Source organism: Neomesorhizobium albiziae, from assembly GCF_900114255.1.
Lineage (GTDB): Bacteria > Pseudomonadota > Alphaproteobacteria > Rhizobiales > Rhizobiaceae > Neomesorhizobium > Neomesorhizobium albiziae.
Genome location: NZ_FOSL01000002.1, coordinates 217260 through 241924, shown reverse-complemented (window position 1 = coordinate 241924; position 24665 = coordinate 217260). Strand labels below are relative to the sequence as shown.

Annotated in this window: 22 protein-coding genes; 21 read left to right on the top strand and 1 reads right to left on the bottom strand. The window is 63.0% G+C overall.

All coding sequences use genetic code 11. From position 1 onward, the window contains the following. Positions 1–10: 10 nt before the first annotated feature. From F3H98_RS04735 to trmB, 13 genes are all read left to right on the top strand, one after another. Positions 11–2032, top strand: a complete 2022-nt coding sequence (locus F3H98_RS04735; protein ID WP_149758843.1) for a hydantoinase/oxoprolinase N-terminal domain-containing protein — start codon at positions 11–13, stop codon at positions 2030–2032. A 320-nt stretch (positions 2033–2352) separates the two neighbouring features. Then, positions 2353–4527: a malate synthase G gene (locus F3H98_RS04730; RefSeq protein ID WP_149758841.1), complete on the top strand. Its 2175-nt coding sequence runs from the start codon at positions 2353–2355 to the stop codon at positions 4525–4527. 249 nt (positions 4528–4776) lie between these two features. Then, complete coding sequence (gene tsaB, locus F3H98_RS04725; protein WP_149758839.1) at positions 4777–5460, top strand: tRNA (adenosine(37)-N6)-threonylcarbamoyltransferase complex dimerization subunit type 1 TsaB; 684 nt, start codon at positions 4777–4779, stop codon at positions 5458–5460. After that, positions 5460–5954 (top strand): ribosomal protein S18-alanine N-acetyltransferase, encoded by a 495-nt coding sequence (rimI, locus tag F3H98_RS04720; protein ID WP_149758836.1) that lies wholly within the window; start codon positions 5460–5462, stop codon positions 5952–5954. The genes tsaB and rimI overlap by 1 nt, the downstream gene beginning before the upstream one ends. A gap of 33 nt (positions 5955–5987) precedes the next feature. Then, on the top strand, positions 5988–6791 hold the full coding sequence (gene olsA / locus F3H98_RS04715; RefSeq protein WP_149758834.1) for a lyso-ornithine lipid O-acyltransferase: 804 nt from the start codon (positions 5988–5990) through the stop codon (positions 6789–6791). Between the two features lie 58 nt (positions 6792–6849). Continuing rightward, positions 6850–8259, top strand: a complete 1410-nt coding sequence (gene miaB, locus F3H98_RS04710; protein ID WP_149758832.1) for a tRNA (N6-isopentenyl adenosine(37)-C2)-methylthiotransferase MiaB — start codon at positions 6850–6852, stop codon at positions 8257–8259. A gap of 80 nt (positions 8260–8339) precedes the next feature. Further along, positions 8340–9323 (top strand): PhoH family protein, encoded by a 984-nt coding sequence (locus F3H98_RS04705; RefSeq protein WP_149759294.1) that lies wholly within the window; start codon positions 8340–8342, stop codon positions 9321–9323. A 25-nt stretch (positions 9324–9348) separates the two neighbouring features. Next, complete coding sequence (gene ybeY, locus F3H98_RS04700) at positions 9349–9873, top strand: rRNA maturation RNase YbeY (protein ID WP_149758830.1); 525 nt, start codon at positions 9349–9351, stop codon at positions 9871–9873. Positions 9874–9900: 27 nt separating this feature from the next. Further along, on the top strand, positions 9901–10953 hold the full coding sequence (locus F3H98_RS04695; RefSeq protein WP_149758828.1) for a hemolysin family protein: 1053 nt from the start codon (positions 9901–9903) through the stop codon (positions 10951–10953). Between the two features lie 79 nt (positions 10954–11032). After that, positions 11033–12625 (top strand): apolipoprotein N-acyltransferase, encoded by a 1593-nt coding sequence (gene lnt, locus F3H98_RS04690; protein WP_149758826.1) that lies wholly within the window; start codon positions 11033–11035, stop codon positions 12623–12625. 140 nt (positions 12626–12765) lie between these two features. Further along, on the top strand, positions 12766–13182 hold the full coding sequence (locus F3H98_RS04685) for a helix-turn-helix domain-containing protein (RefSeq protein ID WP_149758824.1): 417 nt from the start codon (positions 12766–12768) through the stop codon (positions 13180–13182). 169 nt (positions 13183–13351) lie between these two features. Further along, a complete protein-coding gene (gene metK, locus F3H98_RS04680) occupies positions 13352–14635 on the top strand; it encodes a methionine adenosyltransferase (RefSeq protein WP_149758822.1) in 1284 nt (427 codons plus the stop codon). Between the two features lie 18 nt (positions 14636–14653). Beyond that, complete coding sequence (gene trmB, locus F3H98_RS04675) at positions 14654–15352, top strand: tRNA (guanine(46)-N(7))-methyltransferase TrmB (RefSeq protein WP_149758820.1); 699 nt, start codon at positions 14654–14656, stop codon at positions 15350–15352. 36 nt (positions 15353–15388) lie between these two features. Here the strand turns inward: trmB and F3H98_RS30970 are convergent, their stop codons facing one another. Further along, positions 15389–15547: a hypothetical protein gene (locus F3H98_RS30970; protein WP_188130327.1), complete on the bottom strand. Its 159-nt coding sequence runs from the start codon at positions 15545–15547 to the stop codon at positions 15389–15391. Between the two features lie 278 nt (positions 15548–15825). On the opposite strand from F3H98_RS30970, the gene rimP reads away from it, so the two are divergent. The 8 genes from rimP to rpsO all read left to right on the top strand — a co-directional run bounded on the left by rimP (position 15826) and on the right by rpsO (position 24509). Further along, a complete protein-coding gene (gene rimP / locus F3H98_RS04670; protein WP_149758818.1) occupies positions 15826–16455 on the top strand; it encodes a ribosome maturation factor RimP in 630 nt (209 codons plus the stop codon). A 46-nt stretch (positions 16456–16501) separates the two neighbouring features. Next, on the top strand, positions 16502–18094 hold the full coding sequence (gene nusA, locus F3H98_RS04665) for a transcription termination factor NusA (protein ID WP_149758815.1): 1593 nt from the start codon (positions 16502–16504) through the stop codon (positions 18092–18094). Between the two features lie 38 nt (positions 18095–18132). Next, a complete protein-coding gene (locus F3H98_RS04660) occupies positions 18133–18768 on the top strand; it encodes an RNA-binding protein (RefSeq protein ID WP_149759293.1) in 636 nt (211 codons plus the stop codon). Further along, a complete protein-coding gene (gene infB, locus F3H98_RS04655) occupies positions 18765–21320 on the top strand; it encodes a translation initiation factor IF-2 (RefSeq protein WP_149758813.1) in 2556 nt (851 codons plus the stop codon). The genes F3H98_RS04660 and infB overlap by 4 nt, the downstream gene beginning before the upstream one ends. A 111-nt stretch (positions 21321–21431) precedes the next feature. Then, a complete protein-coding gene (gene rbfA, locus F3H98_RS04650; RefSeq protein ID WP_149758811.1) occupies positions 21432–21842 on the top strand; it encodes a 30S ribosome-binding factor RbfA in 411 nt (136 codons plus the stop codon). Beyond that, on the top strand, positions 21842–22819 hold the full coding sequence (gene truB, locus F3H98_RS04645) for a tRNA pseudouridine(55) synthase TruB (RefSeq protein WP_149758809.1): 978 nt from the start codon (positions 21842–21844) through the stop codon (positions 22817–22819). The genes rbfA and truB overlap by 1 nt, the downstream gene beginning before the upstream one ends. A 62-nt stretch (positions 22820–22881) precedes the next feature. Further along, entirely contained in the window at positions 22882–23976 is a 1095-nt protein-coding gene (corA, locus tag F3H98_RS04640; protein WP_149758806.1) for a magnesium/cobalt transporter CorA, read from the top strand. A gap of 263 nt (positions 23977–24239) precedes the next feature. Further along, the gene (rpsO, locus tag F3H98_RS04635) at positions 24240–24509 is read left to right on the top strand and encodes a 30S ribosomal protein S15 (RefSeq protein WP_149758804.1); all 270 of its coding nucleotides are present in this window, start codon (positions 24240–24242) and stop codon (positions 24507–24509) included. Positions 24510–24665 lie beyond the last annotated feature (156 nt).

Sequence of the window (24665 nt, the reverse complement as noted above, 5' to 3'; positions counted from 1 at the left end):
CGCCAGTAGAATGAACACCAAGACTTCGCCGCTCTTCCTGGGCATAGACACCGGCGGCACCTACACGGATGCCGTGCTCTGGTCGCAGGCCGGCGGGCCGCGCGGACAGGTGCTCGCCAAGGCCAAGGCCTTGACCACCCGCCACGATCTGGCGGTCGGTATTTCCGGCGCCGTCGACGCGGTGCTCCAAAAGGCGGGCGTCGACCCGGCGGCGATCAAGCTTGCCTCCATGTCGACCACGCTCGCCACCAACGCCCTTGTCGAGGGCCAGGGCGGCCGCGTGGCGCTGGTGATGATCGGCTTTTCCGAAGGAGATCTCGCCCGCGACGGCTTGCGCGCCGCCCTCGGCACCGATCCGGTTATCTTCCTGCCGGGCGGCCACGATGTCCACGGCAACGCCCACCCGCTTCACCTCGAAGCGCTGGAAGCGGCCTTGCCGGAACTCGCCGCTTCGGTCTCCGGTTTCGCGGTCTGCGCCTATTTCGCCACCCGCAATCCGGGCCACGAGATTGCCGCCCGCGACCTGATCCGCGAAAGGACCGGCCTGCCGGTCACCGCCAGCCACGAGCTTTCGGCCAAGCTCGGCGGTCCGCGCCGCGCCCTCACCACGCTGCTCAACGCCCGCCTGATTTCGATGATCGACCGCCTGGTGGCGGCGACGGAAGGGTTTTTGGCCGCGCGGGAGATAAAAGCGCCGCTCATGGTGGTGCGCGGAGACGGCGCCCTTGTTTCTGCGGCATTCGCCCGCGCCAGACCCATCGAGACCATCCTGTCGGGTCCCGCCGCCAGCCTGGTCGGCGCCCGCCATATGACCGGCCTCGACAATGCCGTTGTCTCCGACATCGGCGGCACCACCACCGACGTCGCGGTGCTCGATCATGGCCGTCCGCGTCTCGATCCGGAGGGCGCCACCGTCGGCGGTTTCCGCACTATGGTCGAGGCCGTCGCCATGCGCACCTTCGGCCTCGGCGGCGATTCCGAGGTCGCGCTCGAGGATGGCGGCCTCAGCCCCAGGATCCTGCTCGGTCCGCGCCGCCTGGTGCCGCTGGCGCTGGCCGGCGTTGCCCACCGCGACGCGGTCGTCGGTGAGCTGGAGCGTCAGCTCCGCGCGCCCAATCCCGGCCGCATGGATGGCCGTTTCGCCGTCCGCACTGGCGTGCCGGAGCGCCTCGCAGCCGGCCTCACCGGCCCCGAGGCGAAGCTCTACGACCTGATCGGCCCGGTGCCGCTGCCGCTCGACACGCTGCTCACCTCCACCGCGCAGAACGCCACGCTCAACCGGCTGGTGTCGCGCGGGCTGGTGCATGTCTGCGGTTTCACGCCGTCGGATGCCGCCCACACGCTGGGCAGGCAGGCCAACTGGAATGCCGAGACGGCGCGCCTCGGCGCCGAGCTCTTCGCCCGCAAGCGCGACGGCCGCGGACAGCCCATCGCTTCGACGCCGGAGGCGCTGTCCGAACGGGTGCTCTCCGCGCTCACCCGCTGGTCGGCGGAAGTCATTCTGGAAACCGCCTTCGCCGAGGATGGCCTCGACGGCGCGGCGACCGTTGCCCACGCGCTGGTCCAGCGCGCCGTCGATGCCCATGCCGGCATCGCCCGCCTCACCGTGGCGCTCGACCGGCCTGTGATCGGCCTCGGCGCGTCGGCGCCGCTTCACTATGCCGGCCTGCCGCCGCTCGTCGGCAACGGCTGCGTCGTACCTGAGGATACAGATGTCGCCAATGCGCTGGGCGCCGTGGTCGGTCAGGTGCGCGTCACCGCGGAAGCTGAGGTCGCGCAGCCCAAGGAAGGCCTGTTCCGCGTCTCGGTAGGCGATACCGTGCGCGATTTCACCAGCGAAACGGCTGCCATGGACTATGCCGAAAAGCACGTCCGCGATATCGCCTCCAACCGGGCGCTGGCGGCAGGCACCGATGCGGCCGAGATCGAAGTAGCGCGCGACTTGAACACTGCGACCGTCGAGGGACAACGCACCTTCGTGGCCGCGCACGTGGTGGCGGTTGCGACCGGGCGGCCACGGATTGCTGTCTGACGTTCTCGGGAAATCCATCCCTGTCGCCACCGGGGACCTGTATTGGCGGGAATTGGCCTTCCCCATGAAACTTACGATGAATTGACCCCCGCTGCGCGACATGCCAAACGCCCGGACAATTTACTTCCCTAGTGATCCGATTCCGACATTTGCATTCCGTGGGGTTAGCGTTCGAGCAAATGTCGGAATCAAAGGACCACTAGCTAAATGTTTGATTTTAGTGGAGCTTTGAATTTGACATTTGATATCGAGTTCTCCCTCAAGCGGGGTTCAAATGTCAAATTCGCTCCACTGGTCTGGATTTCCTGGAGACTTGACGCATGACTGATCGCATCGACCTTGCCGGTTTGAAAGTGGCGCGGCAGCTCGGCGACTTCGTATCGAAGGATGTTTTGCCCGGCACCGGTGTCGACGAACAGGCGTTCTGGCAGGCGTTTTCGGCGATCGTCCACGATCTTGCACCAAAAAACCGCGCATTGCTGGGCAAGCGCGATGAATTGCAGGAAAAGATCGACGCCTGGCACCGCGCCAATGGCGCGCCGTCCGACATGGGCGTCTACAAGGCGTTCCTGAAAGACATCGGCTATCTCCAGGATGAAGGCCCGGCCTTCACGGTCACCACTAAGAACGTCGATCCGGAAATCGCTACCATCGCCGGCCCGCAGCTCGTCGTTCCGGTCATGAACGCGCGCTATGCCTTGAACGCCGCCAATGCGCGCTGGGGCTCGCTCTATGACGCGCTCTACGGCACCGACGCTATTCCCGAGACGGATGGCGCGGAGAAGGGCAACGGGTACAATCCGAAGCGCGGTGAAAAAGTCATCGCCTGGGCGAAGAATTTTCTCGACGAAGCAACGCCGCTCGACGGCGCAAAATGGCAGGATGCCAGGGGTTTTTCGGTTGAAAACGCCAAGCTGGTGGTGGCGCTCGATGCCGGCCGCAAGACGGGGCTCGCGCGCCCCGAACAGTTCGCCGGTTATCTCGGGGATGCGGCGGCGCCGGTCCAGATACTTTTGGTGAACAACGGTCTGCATATCGAAGTGCTGGTCGATGCCAGTTCGACCATTGGCAAGAACGATTCCGCCCACATTTCCGATGTCTGGCTGGAAGCAGCACTGACCACCATCCAGGACTGCGAGGATTCCGTCGCCGCTGTCGACGCCGCAGACAAGGTTGCCGTCTACCGCAACTGGCTTGGCCTGATGAAGGGCGATCTGGAGGAAGAGGTTGCAAAGGGCGGCAAGACCTTTGTCCGCAAGCTCAACCCGGATCTCGACTACAACGCGCCGGATGGCACGAACTTCGTGGTGAAATGCCGCTCGCTGATGCTGGTCAGGAATGTCGGCCACCTGATGACCAATCCGGCGATCCTCGACCGCGACGGCAACGAGGTGCCGGAAGGCATCATGGATGCCGCGATCACCAGCCTGATCGCGCTGCACGATGTCGGCCCCAATGGCCGCGGCGCCAACTCCCGCGCCGGTTCGGTCTATATCGTCAAGCCGAAGATGCATGGGCCGGACGAGGTGGCATTCGCAGCCGAGCTCTTCGGCCGCGTCGAGGCCGCGCTCGGCATGGCGCCCAACACCCTCAAGATGGGCATCATGGACGAGGAGCGCCGCACCACGGTCAACCTCAAGGAATGCATTCGCGCTGCAAAGGAGCGGGTGGTCTTCATCAATACGGGTTTCCTCGACCGCACCGGCGACGAGATGCATACTTCGATGGAAGCCGGCCCGATGATCCGCAAGGGCGACATGAAGCAGGCCGCCTGGATTTCTGCTTACGAGGCGTGGAATGTCGACACCGGGCTGGAATGCGGGCTCGCCGGCCACGCCCAGATCGGCAAGGGCATGTGGGCGATGCCGGACCTGATGGCGGCGATGCTGGAACAGAAGATCGCCCACCCCAGGGCTGGCGCCAACACCGCCTGGGTGCCATCGCCGACCGCCGCCACCCTGCACGCCACGCATTACCACAAGGTCGACGTCCACGCCGTGCAGGAAGGCTTCAAGAACCGTCCGAAGGCGAAGCTCGACGATATCCTCTCCATCCCGGTCGCGGTGCGTCCCAACTGGACGCCGGAAGAGATCCAGAAGGAGCTCGACAACAACGCGCAGGGCATCCTGGGTTATGTCGTGCGCTGGATCGACCAGGGCGTCGGCTGCTCCAAAGTACCGGACATCAACGATGTCGGCCTGATGGAAGACCGCGCCACGCTTCGCATTTCCGCCCAGCATATGGCGAACTGGCTGCATCACGGCGTCTGCAGCAGAGACCAGGTGATGGAAACGATGAAGCGCATGGCGGCGATCGTCGACCGCCAGAACGAGGGCGACCCGCTCTATCGGCCGATGGCGCCAGATTTCGAGAACTCGATCGCCTTCCACGCCGCTTGCGATCTCGTCCTGCAGGGCCGCGCGCAGCCCAACGGCTATACCGAGCCAGTGCTGCACCAGCGGCGGCTGGAACTGAAGGCGCAGATAGCGAAATAGGATCGCGGCGAGAGCCGCGCGGATTGTTCGATAGATGGCGCCCTACGTTGCCCCCCTCTGTCCTGCCGGACATCTCCCCCACAAGGGGGGAGATCAGCCGTCCGCTTGGTCGCTTCAGTCTTTGCAACGTTTGAGATCGGTAAAATCGAAAATGAAGGCCAATCTCCCCCCTTCTGGGGGAGATGTCCGGCAGGACAGAGGGGGGCAACGTAGGGCATTTGCCTTCCGCCTTGCCTTCGAGCGCCGACCATGAACCTGCTCGCCATCGACACGTCGGCCAACCTCTGCGCCGCCTGCGTGGTCGACACCGAGACTGGCCGCGAACTCGGCCGTGTCGTGCGCGACATCGGCAAGGGCCATGCCGAGCTGCTGATCGGCATTATCGAGGAAACCTTGAAAGCCTCGAACGTCGATTACAATGGTCTTGGCCGTATCGCGGTATGCACCGGTCCGGGCTCCTTCACCGGCGTGCGCGTCGGTGTCGCGACCGCGCGAGGCTTGGCGCTGGCGCTGAAAATCCCCGCAACCGGCGTCACCACACTGGAGGCGATTGCCACAGAGGCCCGCGAGGGATTTCCAGGGCGCGCGATCATGGTGGCGATCGATGCGCGCCGCGAGGAACTCTACGCGGCTGTCTACGACGAATTCGGGAAAATCCTGTACGCTCCCGCGGTGATCAATCTGCAGGATGCGACCGTTCTGGCCCGGAAATACCGCCCGCTGCTTGCCGGCTCCGCGGCAGCCATGGTCGCGCAAGCCGCCGCACCGGACATTTTTGACCTTGGGTCTCACGCGGCCACCGCCGATATCGGTATCTATGCCGGATTGGCCCTGGCCATGGACCCGCATGGCGAAAAGCCAAAGCCGGTCTATCTGCGCGAACCGGATGCCAAGCCCCAGGCGGGTCTGATCCTGCCGAGGAGTGGCGGCTGATGCGGCTTCCTTTCATGTCGGCGCGCCCCAGGGACTATGCGATCCTGCCGCTGGCGCGCAGCCACAGCGCCTCACTCGCGGTTCTGCACCGCGAGGACTTCATCCGCCCATGGACCGGCGCAGAGTTTGCCGACCTGCTTGCCCAGAACACGGTGTTCGGCTTCGCTGCCTTCGAAACGGGCAAGGGCAGGGCAGGGCCGGTCGGCTTCGTGCTGGCGCGGCTGGCGGCTGGCGAAGCGGAAATCCTGACCGTCGCCGTTTCGAGGCCGCATCGCCGCCAGGGCCTTGGGCGGCAGCTGATGGACGCCGTCCTGCGCCGGCTGCATGCGCAGCGCGCCGAGGCGCTGTTTCTCGAAGTCGACGAGACCAATGCGCCGGCAATCGCGCTCTATCGCCGGCTCGGTTTTCATGAGGTCGGCAAGCGGCCGGCCTATTACCAGTCCGCCGACAACCGGAAGGCCAATGCGCTTGTCATGCGGCGTGATCTTCTTTAGCGAAATTCGCAGGCGGAGGAGCCCGGTGTCGGCATGATCGGTTCCATCCGGATATGGATCACCTTGCTGCTGTTTGTCGTAGCGACGCTGGTCATGGCGCCCTTGCAGATGCTCGTGCTGAAGACCGGGCTGTTTCTCAAGCCGGGCACGCTGCCGCGCTGGTGGCATGGGGTGGTGGTCAAGGTGCTTGGCCTGCGCGTCCATGTGCGCGGGCAGATCGCCACGCAGCGCCCTCTGTTGATCGCGTCCAACCATATTTCATGGACCGACGTCATGGTCGTCGGTTCGCTGGCCGACGTTGCCTTCATCGCCAAGTCGGATGTTGCCGGCTGGCCGGTTTTCGGAGCGCTGGCCAAACTCCAGCGCACCGTCTTCGTGGAGCGTGACCGCAAGGGCAAGTCCGGCGACCAGGCCGGCGAAATCGCCGGCCGCCTGGCCGGCAACGATGTCGTGGTTCTGTTCGCCGAAGGCAGCACCGGCGACGGCAATCATCTCCTGCCGTTCAAGAGCACGCTGTTTGGGGCAGCGCGGCTCGCGCTTGGCCATGGCAATGCCGAAACCGTCTTTATCCAGCCGGTGGCGATCGCCTACACCAAGCTGCACGGCATGCCGATGGGGCGCCAGCATCGCGTCGTGGCCTCCTGGATCGGCGATGCCGATCTTGTCCCGCACCTGATGATGCTGTTGCGAGAGGGTGCGATGGACGTCGAGGTGCAGTTCGGCGAACCGATGGAATTCACAGCCGCAAGCGACCGCAAGCAGGTCACCCGGCGGGTCGAGCGGCAGGTGCGCGCCATGATGACCGAGGCGCTGCAGACCCGCCAGCGCGCCCGATGAAACAGGAAACAGCGAAACCGTCTGTTTTTTGTCATCGGGAAGCGCTAAAAGCCGCCGCATGGAATTGAACGAACTCGCCGAAGAAATGGCGCCGGCCGCGCCGCTGGGCTCCGCTGAAAAGCCCTCCGCGCCGAAGAAGGTCTTCCTGAAGACCTATGGCTGCCAGATGAACATCTACGACTCGCAGCGCATGAGCGATGCGCTGTCGGCCGACGGCTATGTGGCGACTGAAACAGTCGACGATGCCGATCTGGTGCTGATCAACACCTGCCATATCCGCGAAAAAGCTGCCGAAAAGGTCTATTCGCAGCTCGGAAGGTTGCGGAAGATCAAGGCCGAACGTGCTGAACACGGTCGCGAGATGATGATCGGCATTGCCGGTTGCGTGGCTCAAGCCGAAGGCCGCGAGATCCTGCGGCGCGCGCCGGTGGTCGATCTTGTCATCGGACCGCAGACCTATCACCGCCTGCCGGACGCGCTGAAAAAAGTGCGCGGCGGCGAAAAGGTCGTCGAAACCGACTACGCGATCGAGGACAAGTTCGAACATCTGCCGCAGCCGAAGCGCAGCGAGATCATCGGCCGTGGCATGACCGCGTTCCTCACCGTTCAGGAAGGCTGCGACAAGTTCTGCACCTTCTGCGTGGTGCCCTATACGCGCGGCTCCGAAGTTTCCCGTCCGGTGGCGCAGATCGTCGCCGAGGCCGAAAAGCTGGCTGCGGCGGGGGTGCGCGAACTGACGCTGCTCGGACAGAACGTCAACGCCTGGCATGGCGAGGGGCCGGACGGCAGCGAATGGGGCCTCGGCCGTCTGCTGTTCCGCCTTGCCGAAATCCCGGGCCTGGCCCGGCTGCGCTACACCACCAGCCACCCGCGCGACATGGACGACGAACTGATTGCCGCGCATCGCGACCTGCCGGCTGTGATGCCCTACCTGCATCTGCCGGTCCAGTCCGGTTCGGATCGCATCCTGAAGGCGATGAACCGGCGTCACACCGGCGACGACTACCTCCGGCTGATCGACCGCATCCGCGAGGCGCGACCGGACATCGCCATGTCGGGCGATTTCATCGTCGGCTTCCCCGGCGAAACGGAAGCGGATTTCGAGGCGACGCTGGCCATGGTCCGGCAGGTTCGCTACGCGCAGGCCTTCTCGTTCAAATATTCGCCGCGCCCCGGCACGCCGGGCGCGGACATGGCCGGTCATGTGGCCGAGGATGTGAAGGACGAGCGTCTGCAACGCCTGCAGGCGCTGCTTGCGGAACATCAGCGCGACTTTACCGTTGGTTCGGTCGGCAAGACCATGGATCTGCTGATCGAGAAGCCCGGCCGGCAGCCTGGCCAGCGGGTAGGACGGTCGCCCTGGCTGCAGCCGGTTATTGTTGATGAAAAGGCCGGTGAAATCGGTGACATTATCAAGGTGCGAATCATCAAAGCAGGCCCCGCAAGCCTGTTCGCCGAGCCGGGCTGATTGAGCGCCGGCGGCAAATCGAGGAGAGACGGTTGAGCGCCACCACGGAATTGAAGAACGTGCCCTCCGGGGCATCGGACATGGCGCACATCGTTCTCACCTTCGACAACAACAAGCTGGCGAGTTCGCTCTATGGCCAGTTCGATGAGAATCTGGCGCGTCTGGAACAGAAGCTCGGCGTCGATATCCGCTCGCGGGGCAACCAGCTCACCATCAAGGGCAATGCGTCATCCGCCGAACAGGCGCGGCGCGCGCTCGACCACCTCTACGGCATCCTGCAGAAAGGCGCCGAGATCGGGCAGTCGGATGTAGACGGCGCCGTGCGCATGGCGATTGCCGCCGACGACCAGTTGACGCTGCCGACGCTGGAGCGCAAGGGCAAGATGGCCGCCGCGCAGATCGCCACGCGCAAGCGCACCATCTATGCCCGCTCGCTCAACCAGGACGCCTATATGCGGGCGCTGGAGCGCTCGGAGCTGGTGTTCGGCATCGGCCCGGCAGGCACAGGCAAGACCTACCTGGCGGTCGCCTACGCCGCGATGCTTTTGGAACGCGGGCTGGTCGAACGCATCGTGCTTTCGCGCCCTGCGGTCGAGGCCGGTGAGCGGCTGGGTTTCCTGCCGGGCGACATGAAGGAGAAGGTCGATCCTTACCTTCGGCCGCTTTACGACGCGCTCTACGACATGATGCCGGCCGACAAGGTCGAGCGCGCCATCGCCGCCGAGGTGATCGAGATCGCGCCGCTGGCGTTCATGCGCGGCCGCACGCTGGCGCACGCCGCGGTCATCCTGGACGAGGCGCAGAACACCACGCCGATGCAGATGAAGATGTTCCTGACCCGGCTCGGCGAAAACGCCCGGATGATCGTCACCGGCGATCCCACCCAGATCGACCTGCCGCCCAACACCAAGTCCGGGCTGGTCGAGGCGCTGCGTATCCTCGATGGCGTGCCGGGCATTGTAACGGTGCGCTTCAACGAGACGGACGTGGTGCGTCATCCGCTCGTCGCTGAAATCGTCCAGGCTTACGACCGCGATGGCAAGAAGGCGCGCGGAGCGGGATGATCTGGGAATTGGCCGGCAAAACGCCATGAAGGATGCTGTTGGCGGCGTGCCCGCGCTCGAAATCGGGTTGGCGGAAACAGAGCCGCTCGAAATCGATATTTGGGTCGAAGCGGGTGACTGGCCTGCCGAAGCCACTCTCGGCGTGCTGGCGCGCCGGGCGATCGCCGCCGCCTTCGCCGAAACGGGCATCGAGGCAGTACCGAGCGAATTGAGCCTCGTCTTCACTGACGACGCCCACATCCGTAAGCTGAACGCCGGCTGGCGGGACAAGGACAAGCCCACCAACGTGCTTTCGTTCCCGGCGTTTCCGTCGCAGCGCGGCGGACCGCTGCCGCCCATGCTGGGCGATATCATCCTGGCCGCCGAAACCATCGCCCGTGAGGCGACTCTGGAAGAAAAGCCGTTCCAGCACCATCTGACACACCTTATTGTTCATGGCCTTCTGCACCTTATGGGCTATGATCATGAGACCGAAGCTGAGGCGGAGGAGATGGAAGCGGTCGAGCGGCGGGCTCTTGCGCGGCTTGCCATTCCCGATCCCTACGCGTAACAGGAAACGGCAATTCACCGGACCACGATGAACGACACCATCAAAACTGCCCCCGTTACCGAAACGGGGAGCGAATCCAAGGCCTCAGGCCAATCTGACGACGGTCCGAGTACGGCCGACCAGTCTTCTCCCGAACGACCTTCCTTATTCGAGCGGTTGGCTGGCCTCTTCAGGCAGCGCAACGGTTCGAACCTGCGCGAGGATCTGGCCGACGCCCTTGCCGAAAGCGCCACGGACGAAGCCGCGTTCTCCCCCGGCGAGCGCGCCATGCTCAACAACATCCTGCGATTGCGGGAAGTTCGCGTCGAAGATGTCATGATACCGCGCGCCGATGTCGAGGCAGTGGAGATTTCAACAACGCTCGGCGAACTGTTGAACGTGTTCGAGCAGTCGGGGCACTCGCGCATGCCTGTTTATGCCGAAACCCTGGATGACCCGCGCGGCATGATCCATATCCGCGACATCATGGGCCACATTACGCGCCTTTCGCGCGCCAAGAAGGGGCGCACCTCAAAGGCCGCGGCCCAACGTTCCGCAACACTCGATCTTGCCAATGTGGATCTCACGAAGTCGATTGGCGAGTTGAGCCTGATACGCGACGTGCTCTTTGTGCCGCCCTCGATGCTGGCTTCCGACCTGATGGCGCGCATGCAGGCGGCACGCACCCAGATGGCCCTGGTGATCGACGAGTATGGCGGCACCGACGGCCTGGTTTCGCTCGAGGACATCGTCGAGATGGTGGTCGGCGACATCGAGGACGAACATGATGACGACGAACCGCTGATCACTCAGGCCGGCGAAGGCGTGTTCATCGTCGACGCCAAGGCCGAGATCGACGACGTCGCCGCCAAGATCGGTGAAGACTTCAAGGCGGGTGAGCACGGCGAGTATGTCGACACGATCGGGGGCATGATTTTCAACACGCTGGGGCGGGTTCCGGCGCGCGGCGAAGTCGTGCAGGCCATTCCCGGCTTCGAATTCCATGTGCTCGACGCCGATCCGCGCCGGGTGAAGCGCGTCCGGATCGTTCATGATCCCAAGGGCGAACGTCGCCGCCGGGTCCGTGAACAGCAGGCCTGATCCGGCCTGTCATCATCCGTTTGGAGCGTTGGCATCATCCTGATACATCTTTCGGGGGTTGATTCTCGGGAATTTGGGCATGGACCGCCTTGCCGGCCGAATAATATTGCTGTGGGGCTGGCGCCGTGTCCTGGTGGCTTTCCTGGCTGGGGCCCTGGCTGTGCTTGCCCAGGCGCCTTACGATTTCTTCGCTGTTGGTTTCATTTCGTTTCCGGTGCTGGTGTGGTTGCTTGATGGAGCCACGGTCGAGCCCTCAGCCCGCTTCCTAAAGCGGCTCGTTCCTGCCTTCGCGGTCGGCTGGTGGTTCGGCTTCGGTTATTTCGTCGCTGGCCTCTGGTGGATCGGCAGCGCATTGCTGGTCGAGGCCGAGGCTTTCGCCTGGGCGTTGCCGCTCGCCGTTCTGGCGCTGCCAGCGATCCTGGCCATCTTCTACGGGTTGGCGACCGCTTTCGCGCGACTGTTCTGGACCGGCGGTATTGGTCGGATCGCGTCGCTGGCATTTGGCTTCGGTCTTGCCGAATGGCTGCGCTCGGTGGTGCTGACGGGCTTTCCCTGGAACCCTGTCGGCTACATGGCAATGCCCATCCCGCTGCTCATGCAATCGGTATCGGTGGTTGGGGTGACCGGCATGAACGCGCTGGCGGTGCTGGTCTTCGCCATGCCGGCACTGCTTGCGTCGAACAGGCATCTGAAGGGAGGCCTTGCCCTGGCTGCTTTCCTTGTGACTGCCCATGTGGGGTACGGCTATTGGCGATTGTCGGTGGCGGATGGTTCGCCCACGCGCTCGCTTGTCGTGAGAGTTGTGCAGCCGTCGATCCTGCAGACCGAAAAATGGGACGGCAGCATTCGCGACGTTATCTTCAGGAAAATGCTTGATCTTTCAGCGTTTCCGGTCGCCGCCGACGGCAGGAAGCCGCAACTGATACTTTGGCCGGAAACGTCGGTGCCGTTCCTTTTCACGGAGCGTCCGGACGCCTTGGTGGCGATCGGAGATCTGCTTGGCGACGGCCAGATGCTGATGGCAGGTGCAGTGCGGGCGGAGGGCGCGGCCGTCTCCGGCGGCAATGTGCGCTACTACAATTCCGTCGTGGCAATCAACGATAGAGGCGAGATCGTCGACGCTGTCGACAAGGTGCATCTCGTGCCGTTTGGCGAGTATCTTCCATTCCAGGACATACTCGCCAGCTTCGGCATCGAGAAGATCGTGCAGTTCCCGATGGATTTTTCGGCAGGCAGCCAGCGTCATGCGGTGAACCTTGGAGAAGGCATCCGCGCCGTGCCGTTCATCTGTTACGAGATCATCTTCCCGGATATGGTTGCACGCGACACCGCAACGTCCGACCTCATCGTCAACGTGACCAATGACGCATGGTTCGGCGATACGCCCGGCCCCTATCAGCACTTCCGACAAGCGCAGATCCGAGCTGTCGAAAGGGGTCAACCGGTGGTCAGGGCCGCCAACACCGGTATCTCCGGCTACATCGATAATCGCGGGCGCGTCGTCGATGCGCTGGCGATCAACTCCTCGGGCGTGCTGGATGTTACCGTGCCGTTTTACGAACAGCGGGAAGTAGGCTTCTTTCAACCACGGCTTGTCGGCTTCTTCATTGTGCTGGGGCTGGCCGTTTTGGCTTTCGGAATGCGTGTAGGACAACGCTTACGGGTGAATTGACAGAGTGTATATTAGAAATTCATATTGTATCGTTCACTCATCTTCCGATTTGGTATCCTTTTTATATATGGGGCTCAGGATCAAGCGATCGGAACAGGGGAACGAGTGCAAAACAAGCCGTTCGAACGGCGAGGAAAAAAATGTTAGAAAACAAGAAAAAACCCAATCCGATTGATATTCATGTAGGCAGCAGAATACGGCTTCGCCGCAACATGCTGGGCATGAGCCAGGAAAAACTTGGCGAGAGCCTCGGTATTACATTCCAGCAGATCCAGAAGTACGAGAAGGGAACCAACCGGGTAGGGGCGAGCCGATTGCAAGCGATCGCCTCGATCCTCAGCGTGCCGGTTGCCTTCTTCTTCGAGGACGCGCCGGGACACGAGGCGGGTCAAGCCGGTGGACTGGCCGAAGACAGCTCGACAAACTACGTCGTCGATTTCCTCAACAGCCCCGAAGGCCTTCAGCTCAACCGGGCTTTTGTGCGGATCAACGACCCCAAAGTGCGACGTAAGGTTGTCGATCTGGTAAAAGCGCTGGCTACCGACGACGACGAATGATCGAAACTTAACGAGCGCCTGCGGCTCGATCGCTGAGTGGATTTCCGCCGGTCGGTGCCGGCGGCACGGTATGTGTTCTCGAAAGACAGCTTGACGAATTCGATCCGGGTTCGCTACACGGTCTGCGCCGATCCGGCGCTGCTGCCGGTTCTTTCAAGAGGGGACACCCGTGGCGCGCCAGAACTATCTTTTCACCAGCGAATCCGTTTCCGAAGGTCACCCGGACAAGGTTTGTGACCGAATTTCCGATGAAATCGTCGATCTCGTCTACAGGGAAGCCAAGAAATCCGGCATGAACCCCTGGGACGTGCGTGTTGCCTGCGAGACGCTGGCGACGACGAACCGTGTTGTGATTGCCGGCGAAGTCCGGGTGCCCGATACGCTGCTCAAGAAGGCGAAGGACGGTTCCATCCTGACCGACGCGGGAGATTTCCCGATCATCAATCCTGCCAAGTTCAAATCGGTCGCACGCAAGGCAATCCGCGCCATCGGTTACGAACAGAGCGGCTTCCACTGGAAGACGGCCAAGATCGATGTGCTGCTCCACGGCCAGTCCGCGGACATCGCGCAAGGTGTCGACAACGCTGCCGACAAGCAGGGCGAAGAAGGTGCCGGCGACCAGGGCATCATGTTCGGATATGCCTGCAACGAGACGCCGGATCTGATGCCGGCGCCGATCTACTACTCCCACAAGGTGCTTGAACTGCTGGCCGCCGCCCGCCACGAAGGCAAGGGCGAGGCAGGCAAGCTGGGGCCGGACGCCAAGAGCCAGGTGACTGTGCGCTACGAGAACGGCAAGGCCGCCGAAGTGACGCAGATCGTGCTCTCGACCCAGCATATGGATGAGAGCTGGGATTCGAAAAAGGTCCGCAAAGTCGTCGAGCCTTACATTCGCGAAGCGCTGGGTGATCTCAAGATCGCCAACGACTGCAACTGGTACATCAACCCGACCGGCAAGTTCGTCATCGGCGGCCCGGATGGCGATGCAGGCCTGACTGGCCGCAAGATCATCGTCGACACCTACGGTGGTGCTGCCCCGCACGGTGGCGGTGCGTTCTCCGGCAAGGACACCACCAAGGTCGATCGTTCGGCGGCCTATGCCGCTCGATACCTCGCCAAGAATGTCGTCGCGGCCAAGCTCGCCGACCGTTGCACCATCCAGCTTTCCTACGCGATCGGCGTGGCGCAGCCGCTGTCGGTCTATGTTGACCTGCATGGTACCGGGAAGGTTGACGAGGCGGTGCTGGAGGACTCGCTGCGCGAGGTGATGGACCTGTCGCCTTCGGGCATCCGCCGTCATCTCGATCTCAACAAGCCGATCTACGCCAAGACGACGGCCTACGGTCACTTTGGCCGCAAGGCCGGGCGCGACGGGTCGTTCTCGTGGGAGAAGACGGATCTCATCAAGGCGCTGAAAGATGCTGTCGCGAGCAGGGAAAAAGCCGCGGCCTAAGCCTTGGATGTCGACACGATGAATGGCGAAAGGCGCCGCCGATCCACGGAGGCGTTTTACGGTCGCCGGCATGGCAAGACGCTTCGGCCGCAACAGGCCGAAGCGCTCCAGAAAGGCTTGCCGCGCTACGGCATCGATCTCACGGCGCCGGCGCCTGCTGATCTACGCGAGCTGTTTTCTGTTCCCTTGTCGGAAGTGCGTCTCGAAATCGGTTTCGGCGGCGGCGAGCATTTGTTGAACGACGCGGCGATCAATCCCGGTAGCGGGCTGATCGGCGTCGAACCGTTCATCAACGGCATGGCCAAGCTCATGACCATACTGGCCGAGCGGCCTGGCCCCAACGTCAGGGTCTTCAACGACGATGCAACGCAATTGCTCGACTGGTTGCCGAGCGCTTCACTGGAGGGCATTGCGCTGCTTTATCCCGACCCGTGGCCCAAGAAAAAGCACTGGAAGCGGCGGTTTGTCAGCGCAATCAATCTCGACCGCTTCGCGCGCGTGCTGAAGCCAGGCGGAGTTTTTCGCTTCGCTTCGGATATCGATACGTATGTCAATTGGACGCTGCTGCATTGCCGCGCCCATCCGGCTTTCGAATGGCAGGCGGGCGCAGCGGACAACTGGCACCTGCCTTATCCGGATTGGCCGGGAACCCGCTATGAAGCGAAGGCGCTGCGGGAAGGGCGTACGCCGGCCTATCTGACTTTCGTCAGGACATAGCTTGCGAGCCGCGGAGAATTCCGCGGCCGGGCGGCCTTAGAAGCGCCGGATGCTGTGATACTGCGCCGGGTCGATGCCGAGGACGCGCAAGTCGCGGTTGCGTGGGCTGCGGCCATTGTTGGCTGCCGCCGCCGCCGCAATGGCGCTGCCGACGATTTCGAAGAATCCAGGCGTTGCTGTTCTGCGGGTGGTCATGGTCGGTTCCTTTTTTCGCATTGTGCGATGCAACATTAATAGGGATTGCCGAGGCGTTTGTCAGGGATGTTTGCGCATGTGAGCCATGTGCGGCGCGCATTGGTTGCGATCCGACGTTCATTCGCGGCTCCGTTCGCGCCGCTACGGGATTGGCTGGCAGGGCTTGAAAGCGTGGCTCTTATCGTTTACTTATGATTCAAATTCTTGGTCGGTATGACGAAGAGTGGGTCCACCCGGTCCCGCTCTTTTTTGTTACTTGCCGCACGCTTGGAGATGCAATGACCGCGACGACGGCAGCTGGCGAAACCGGTGACGACAGGATCATCCGCGAAAGCGGTGTCGATGCGCGCGTCGCAATGATCGTCGAGCCGGTGCTGCGTGCGATCGGTTTCAGGCTTGTCCGCGTCCGGCTCTCGGGCCAGAACGGATTGACGCTGCAGATCATGGCTGAACGCGAAGACGGCACCATGACTGTCGAGGATTGCGAAGAAGTCAGCCGCGCGGTTTCTCCGGCGCTTGATGTCGAAGATCCGATCGAAAAGGCGTATCATCTCGAAGTGTCGTCGCCCGGCATCGACCGTCCGCTCGTCCGCAAGTCGGATTTCGGCAACTGGACCGGCCATCTGGTGAAGATGGAGACGTCGGTCATGGTCGCCGAGCGCAAGCGGTTCAAGGGCAAGATCGCCGAGGTCGGCGAGGACGATGTGCTGATCGAGCGCGATGTGCCCGCTTACGGCGAGGAGCCGACCGTGCGTGTGCCTTTCGAGGCGATTGCCGAAGCGCGGCTGATCCTGACCGACGATCTCATTCGTGACGCGCTGAGCAAGGACAACAGGGCGCGCAAGGAAGCCAGGAAACGTCGCGGCGAGCCGGAAGCCGGCGAAGGCGAAGAAGAAAACGAAATTTGAAAGGCGACCGCGCCGGAAGGCGGCGGGAATCCCAAGGGAGACGACAATGGCAGTCAGTGCAAACAGGCTGGAGCTCTTGCAGATCGCGGACGCGGTCGCTCGCGAAAAGGCGATCGACAAGTCTATCGTGATCGCGGCCATGGCCGATGCAATCCAGAAGGCGGCGCGATCGCGTTATGGCCAGGAAACCAACATCCGCGCCGACATCAACCCGAATACGGGTGAGATGAAGTTGCAGCGGCTGATGGAAGTGGTCGACAGCGTCGAGGATTATGCGCGCCAGATCGCGCTTTCGACGGCGCGCGAGCGCAATCCGGATGCGCAGCTTGGCGACTTCATCGCCGAGCAGCTGCCGCCAATGGATTTCGGCCGCATCGCCGCCCAGTCGGCCAAGCAGGTCATCGTCCAGAAGGTGCGCGAGGCCGAGCGCGACCGCCAGTATGACGAATACAAGGACCGCATCGGCGAGATCGTCAACGGCACCGTCAAGCGTGTCGAATACGGCAACGTTATCGTCGACCTCGGCCGCGGCGAGGCCATCATCCGCCGCGACGAGCTGATCCCCCGCGAAAACTACAAGTATGGCGACCGGGTGCGAGCCTATGTCTACGATGTGCGGCGCGAGCAGCGCGGCCCGCAGATATTCCTGTCGCGTACCCACCCGCAGTTCATGGCCAAGCTGTTCACCATGGAAGTGCCGGAGATCTACGACGGCATCATCGAGATCAAGTCGGTGGCCCGCGATCCGGGCTCCCGCGCCAAGATTGCCGTTATCTCGCGCGACAGTTCGATCGACCCGGTCGGCGCCTGCGTCGGCATGCGCGGCAGCCGCGTTCAGGCCGTTGTCGGCGAGTTGCAGGGTGAAAAGATCGACATCATCCCGTGGTCGCACGACGCTGCTTCCTTCATCGTCAATGCGCTGCAGCCGGCTGAAGTCGCCAAGGTGGTGCTCGACGAGGATGCCGAGCGCATCGAGGTGGTGGTCCCCGACGACCAGCTTTCGCTGGCAATCGGCCGCCGCGGCCAGAACGTCCGCCTCGCCTCGCAACTGACCGGCTGGGATATCGACATCCTGACCGAGCAGGAGGAATCGGAGCGCCGCCAGAAGGAATTCGTCGAACGCTCGAACCTGTTCATGGAAGCCCTGAACGTCGACGAGATGGTCGGCCAGGTGCTGGCCTCCGAAGGTTTCACCAGCGTCGAGGAAGTGGCCTATGTCGACGCGGACGAGATCGCTTCGATCGACGGCTTCGACGAGGACACTGCTTCCGAGATCCAGACCCGCGCCCGCGAATACCTCGAGAAGATCGAGGCCGAACACGACGAGAAGCGCAAGGCGCTTGGCGTGCAGGACGAACTGCGCGAAATCCCCGGCGTCACCACCGCGATGATGGTGACGCTTGGCGAGGACGGCGTGAAGACGATCGAGGACTTCGCCGGTTACGCCGTCGACGACCTGGTCGGCTGGAAGGAACGCAAGGATGGCGAGACCAAGGTTTTCCCGGGTGTCCTCGCCCCGCATTCCGTGTCGCGGGCCGACGCCGAGCAGATGGTCATGGCTGCGCGTCTGAAGGCGGGCTGGATTACCGAGGAAGATCTCGCGACCGAAGAAGCTGTTGAGGAAGAGGTCGGTGCGTGACGTGAGCGCGCATCCGACCGGAGACGCTCTTGAAAGACATGAACGAGCGCACATGTATTGTTACGCGCAAGGCGGCCGCGCCGGAAGATCTGATCCGGTTCGTCGTCGGGCCTGATTCGGCCATCGTTCCCGACCTCAAGAGAAATCTTCCTGGCCGCGGTTGCTGGGTTCTGGCCGACCGGGCGCATGTCGACCGGGCTGCTTCGAAGAACCACTTCGAACGTGCATTCAAGACGAAAGTCGGTGTGCCGGCGGATCTGGGCGCGCTGGTCGACAGGCTTCTTGCCAAATCGGCGCTCGGGGCGCTGGGGTTGGCGCGAAAGGCCGGCGCCATCGCCCTTGGCGCCGCCAAGGTGGAAAGCACTGTTCGCAGCGGCAAGGCCGCCGCGGTGCTGCACGCCGACGAGGCATCGGAAGACGGCATCCGCAAGATCACCCAGGCGCGCCGCGCCGTGGTGCACGCGGAAGGTCCGGAAATACCCGCCTACAAACTTTTTTCGGAAACCGAATTGGGTTTGGCATTGGGGGGTACAAATGTGATACATGCTGCCGTTCTCGCGGGCGACCCGGGAAAGGCGGCGCTGAAGCGCATGGTTGCGCTTGACCGATACCGGGGCGGTTCCCCGGAAAACCGGTTGACGGTTGCGGCGACCGCCGCAGAGGATACGGAATGAGCGATACGAAATCCGACGACGACAAGACGCTGAGCGTCAATGTGAAGAAGACCTTGAGCCTGAAGCCGGCCGGCGTGACGCAGGGCACGGTGCGGCAGAACTTCTCGCATGGGCGTACCAAGCAGGTCGTCGTCGAAACCAAGAAGCGGAAATTCTCGATCCCCGGGGAAAAGCCGGAGCCCGCTCCGGTTGCGACCGTTTTCAAGCCGAAGCCTCCGGTTGCCGCCCCCGTGGTGCAGGAGACGCCGAAGCCGCAGCCCGTCGTGGAACGGCTGGTTCTCAACGAGCTTTCCAACGAAGAGATGGAAGCCCGCCGCCGTGCCCTCGAGGGTTCGAAGGTGCGCGAGGTCGAGGAACGCAAGCGCGCGGCCGAGGAAGCCAAGCGTCGTGCCGAGGAAGACGAGCGCCGCCGCCGCGAACGTGAGGAATCCGCACGCCGCCAGGCCGAGGAAGAAGCGCGCCTGCAGACCGAAGCCGAGGCACGCCGCCGCGCCGAGGAAGAGGCACGCCGTCGCGCCCCGCAAGCCGCCGATCTCGCGGCAGTCGCCGACGAAGAGGAAGTCAAGCCGAAGCGGCCCGCCGCCGGCCTGCCGCCACGCCGTCTCGTGGCGCCCGAAGTCGCGCGTCCGGCAAAGCCGAGCAAGGGCGAGGAGGACCGTCGCCGCGGCAAGCTGACGCTGAACAGCGCCCTGTCATCGGAAGATGGCGACGCCCGTGCGCGTTCGCTTTCGGCCATGCGTCGCCGCCAGGAAAAATTCAAGCGCGCGATGCACAATGAGCCGCGCGAAAAGGTGGTGCGCGAAGTGATCCTGCCGGAAACGATCACCATCCAGGAACTCGCACAGCGCATGTCCGAGCGCGCTGTCGATGTCGTCAAGTATTTCATGAAGCAGGGCCAGATCATGAAGCCCGGCGACGTGATCGACGCCGATACGGCCGAACTGGTCGCTTCCGAATTCGGCCATACGGTTCGCCGCGTTGCTGAATCCGACATCGAGGAAGGCCTGTTCAACATCGCCGACCGCGATGAGGACCTGGTTTCGCGCCCGCCCGTGGTCACGATCATGGGCCACGTCGACCACGGCAAGACCTCGCTGCTCGATGCGATCCGCAACGCCAACGTGGTGTCCGGCGAAGCCGGCGGCATCACCCAGCACATCGGCGCCTACCAGGTCGAGAAGAACGGTCAGAAGATCACCTTCATCGACACCCCCGGCCACGCTGCGTTCACCGCCATGCGTGCCCGTGGCGCGCAGGCGACTGACATCGCCATCCTGGTGGTGGCGGCGGACGACAGCGTCATGCCGCAGACGATCGAATCCATCAGCCACGCCAAGGCTGCCGGGGTGCCGATCATCGTCGCCATCAACAAGATCGACAAGCCGCAGGCCGATCCGCAGAAGGTGCGCACGCAACTCCTGCAGCACGAGGTCTTCGTCGAATCCATGGGCGGTGAAGTGCTGGACGTCGAGGTTTCGGCGACCAAGGGCACCAATCTCGACAAACTGCTCGAAGCCATCCTGCTTCAGGCGGAATTGCTTGATCTGAAGGCCAATCCGGACCGCACGGCCGAAGGCGTAGTTATCGAAGCAAAGCTCGACAAGGGTCGTGGTCCCGTGGCGACCGTCCTGGTGCAGACCGGCACGCTGATGCCCGGCGACATTCTCGTCGCAGGCAACGAGTGGGGCCGCGTCCGCGCGCTGGTCACCGGTCGCGGTGAGCAGATCAAGGAAGCGCCTCCGGCCATGCCGATCGAGGTTCTCGGCCTGCAAGGTACGCCGCAGGCGGGCGACCGTTTTGCGGTCGTCAACAACGAGGCCCGCGCCCGCGAGATCACCGAATATCGTCAGAGACTGGCGCGGGATAAGGCCGTCGCCAGGCATGTGGGCCAGCGTGGTTCGCTCGAGCAGATGATGTCGCAACTCCAGACGAGCGGGTTGAAGGAATTCCCGCTGGTCATCAAGGGCGACGTGCAGGGTTCGATCGAGGCGATCGCCGCGGCACTCGACAAGCTCGGCACCGACGAGGTGAGGGCACGCATCGTTCACGCGGGCGCCGGCGCCATCACGGAGAGCGATGTCTCGCTGGCCGAGACCTCGAATGCCGCGATCATCGGCTTCAACGTCCGTGCCAACAAGCAGGCACGCGATGCCGCCGAACAGGCTGGCATCGAGATCCGCTACTACAACATCATCTACAACCTGGTGGATGATGTTAAGGCAGCGATGTCGGGCCTGCTGTCGCCGGAACGCCGCGAGACCTTCATCGGCAATGCAGAGATCCTCGAAGTCTTCAACATCACCAAGGTCGGCAAGGTCGCTGGCTGCCGCGTGACGGAAGGCAAGGTCGAACGCGGCGCCGGCGTGCGCCTGATCCGCGACAACGTTGTCATCCACGAAGGCACGCTGAAGACGCTGAAGCGCTTCAAGGACGAAGTCTCGGAGGTTCCGGTGGGCCAGGAATGCGGCATGGCGTTCCAGAACTACGAGGACATCCGCCAGGGCGATATCATCGAGTGCTTCCGCGTCGAGATGGTGACGCGGACGCTGTAGTCGACCGAAGCCTCGCATAAGTAAGGGACGGCGATGGGTCGCCGTCCATAACCCACGAGACATGGAGTGCGGTCCTATCCCGCGCTCCACGATTTCAGGAATTTTCGACTCATGTCCCGATCCCCGTCCTCAGGACCCTCCCAACGCCAGTTGCGCGTTGGCGAACAGGTCCGCCATGCGCTTTCCGACATCCTCCAGCGCGGCGAGATTCTCGATCCGCTGCTCGAGACGGCCGTCATCTCGGTCTCGGAGGTCCGCATGTCGCCCGATCTGAAGATTGCCACCGCCTTCATCTCGCCGCTCGGCGCGGGTGATGGCCAGGCCGTCATCAAGGCTTTGGCGCAGCACGCGAAGTTCATTCGCGGCCGCGTTTCTGGCGCCCTGCGCCAGATGAAATACATGCCCGAATTCAGGTTCAGGCTCGACACCAGCTTCGACAACATGGCGAAAATCGACGAATTGCTGCGCTCGCCCGGCGTGGCGCGCGATCTCGACGCCGACAATGACAAGGATGGCGAATAATGGCGCGCCGCGGCAAGAAAAAGGGCAGGCCGGTCTCCGGCTGGCTGGTGTTCGACAAGCCGGTGGGCATGGGTTCGACGGAAGCGGTTTCCAAGGTCAAGTGGCTGTTCAACGCCGAGAAGGCCGGCCACGCCGGCACGCTCGACCCGCTGGCGTCCGGCATGCTGCCGATCGCGCTGGGCGAGGCGACCAAGACCGTGCCTTACGTCATGGACGGCGCCAAGGTATATCGCTTTACCGTTGCCTGGGGCGAGGAGCGTTCCACCGACGACCTCGAAGGGCCTGTGACAAAGAGCTCCGAGAAGCGCCCGTCGGAAGAAGAAATCCGCGCCATCATGCCGAAATACACGGGCGTGATCATGCAGACGCCGCCGCAGTTTTCGGCGATCAAGATCGCCGGTGAACGCGCCTATGACCTCGCCCGCGAGGGCGAAACGGTCGACATCCCGGCCCGCGAGATCGAAATCGGCCGGCTCGACATGGTTGAAAATTCAACCGACCGCACTGTTTTTGAGATCGAGTGCGGCAAGGGCACCTATGTCCGCTCGCTGGCGCGCGACATGGGCCGCGATCTCGGCTGCTACGGCCACATCGCGGAACTGCGCCGCGTCGAGGTCGAACCCTTCACCGCCGAAGATTTCGTGACGCTTGGCGAACTGGAAGCCGCCGCTCCAGCTCCGATCGCCAAGGGCGAAGACGGCGATTCCGAAGCGCCCGTTCTTGTGGACATGAAGGCGCGTTATGCCGGTCTCGATGCCTTGCTGGTCGACACCGGAGCTGCACTGGAATGCCTGCCGCAGGTGGCGCTCACCGACGATGCGGCTTCCAGGATCAGGCTTGGCAATCCGGTCATTATTCGCGGCCGCGACGCGCCGGTGGAAGCGGACGAAGCCTGCGCCACGGTACGCGGCAAGCTGGTGGCGATCGGCGCCATCGAAGCCGGAATGTTCAAGCCGAAACGCGTCTTTGCGGCTTGAGGCTTGCCGGCACGCACCGTTTCCGGTTGGATCGGCGCCGATGACGCAGCAGGCGAGAAGCGATGGCAGAGGCTGAAACCACGGGCAGTTCTGCCAGGCCGCACCGCAAGCGCTCGCCGGTGGGCGCATCGCCCGGCACCCTGATCGCCGATCCTTCGGCGCGCCAGTCCGCGCTCAACCTGACGCTGATTTCGCCCGACGACTGCAAGTTCGTCGACGATGCCAGCCTCGACGATGTGGCGGCAGCCTGCCGAAAATGGCCGCTGATCTGGCTCGACTGCGTTGGTCTCGCCAACATCAGCCTGATTGAAGAGATCGGGAAGATCTTCGGGCTGCACCCGCTGGCGCTCGAGGATGCGGTAAACACCGGCCAGCGCTCCAAGGCCGATTTCTTCGACGATCATGCCTACTTTGTGCTCAGCATGATCGACGACGCAAAAACCGCCCGCTACGAACAGATTTCCTTTTTCTTCGGCGACAATTTCGTCGTCACCTTCCAGGAACGCGAGGGCGACCCGTTTGAGCCGGTGCGGCGGCGCATCCGGGTATCCAATCCGAGCCGCCTGCGCCATCGCAAGGCAGACTATCTCGCCTATGCACTGATCGACGCGGTGGTGGACAGCTATTTCCCCATCGTCGATGCGACCGGCGACACCGTCGACCGCATCGAGGACGAACTGCTGGCTTCGCCGAAGAAACACCAGATCGGGCAGCTCCACGGACTGAGGCGCGCCACCAATCTGCTGAAGCGCACGCTATGGCCGCTGCGCGATGCGTTGACGGCGCTGGTCCGCTCGGATGCAGCTTTCATATCCGCCGAAACCAAAGTCTATTTCAATGACACGCTCGACCATGCAGTCCGCCTGATCGAGACCGTGGAGTCGCAGCGCGAGATGATGATCGGCCTGATCGAGATGCATCTGTCGCTGGCGCAATCGCGCACGAACGAGATCATCGGGGTGCTGACGATCATATCGGCGATATTCATCCCGCTGACGTTCCTCGCCGGCATCTGGGGCATGAATTTCGATCCCTCGGCCTCTCCCTGGAACATGCCCGAATTGCTTTCTTACTATGGCTATCCCATCGCGCTGGGCTTCATGGCACTGGTCGCGCTGATGATGGTTCTGTTCTTCCGCTGGAAGAAATGGTTGTAAAGACTGCGCATCTGCGCCCCGGCGAGGAGTTCCCCTTCAGCATGGCGCCTGTTGTACTTGCTTCCGACGGCAGGGCTGGCGCCGAAACTTGCCAAGGATTCGCACAGTAGTTTGCCGGTTCCGATTAGGACTAGCGTTCCCGGCGGTTTTCCACTATATGCGCCGCAGCATTGCGCTGTAGCGCCATGTACACCGGCCCCCGCTGGACGACATCCTGGCCGTGGGCGTCCCGTTTCCTACAAAAAGCAGAAAGGAAAAGCACGATGTCGATTACCGCAGAGCGTAAACAGGCATTGATGACCGAATTTGCAACCGCCAAGGGCGATACCGGATCTCCGGAAGTCCAGGTGGCCATTCTTTCCGAACGCATCAAGAACCTGACCGAGCACTTCAAGGACCACAAGAAGGACAACCATTCCCGCCGTGGTCTTCTGGCACTCGTTTCGCAGCGCCGCCGTCTCCTTGATTACCTGAAGGGCAAGGATGAAGGCCGCTACTCGACGCTGATCGAAAAGCTCGGCCTGCGCCGCTAAAACAAACCTGATCGGCGGGTTTCCCTCGGGAGGCCCGCCGATTGCACTTCCGGACCAGCTCGCTCGAGCGGTCCACATGGCATGATCCCGAGCTGAGGGAACCCTTTCGCAAGGATCGTGCCGAGACGAGGTTCCGGATTGCTCAAAGGGAGCTGA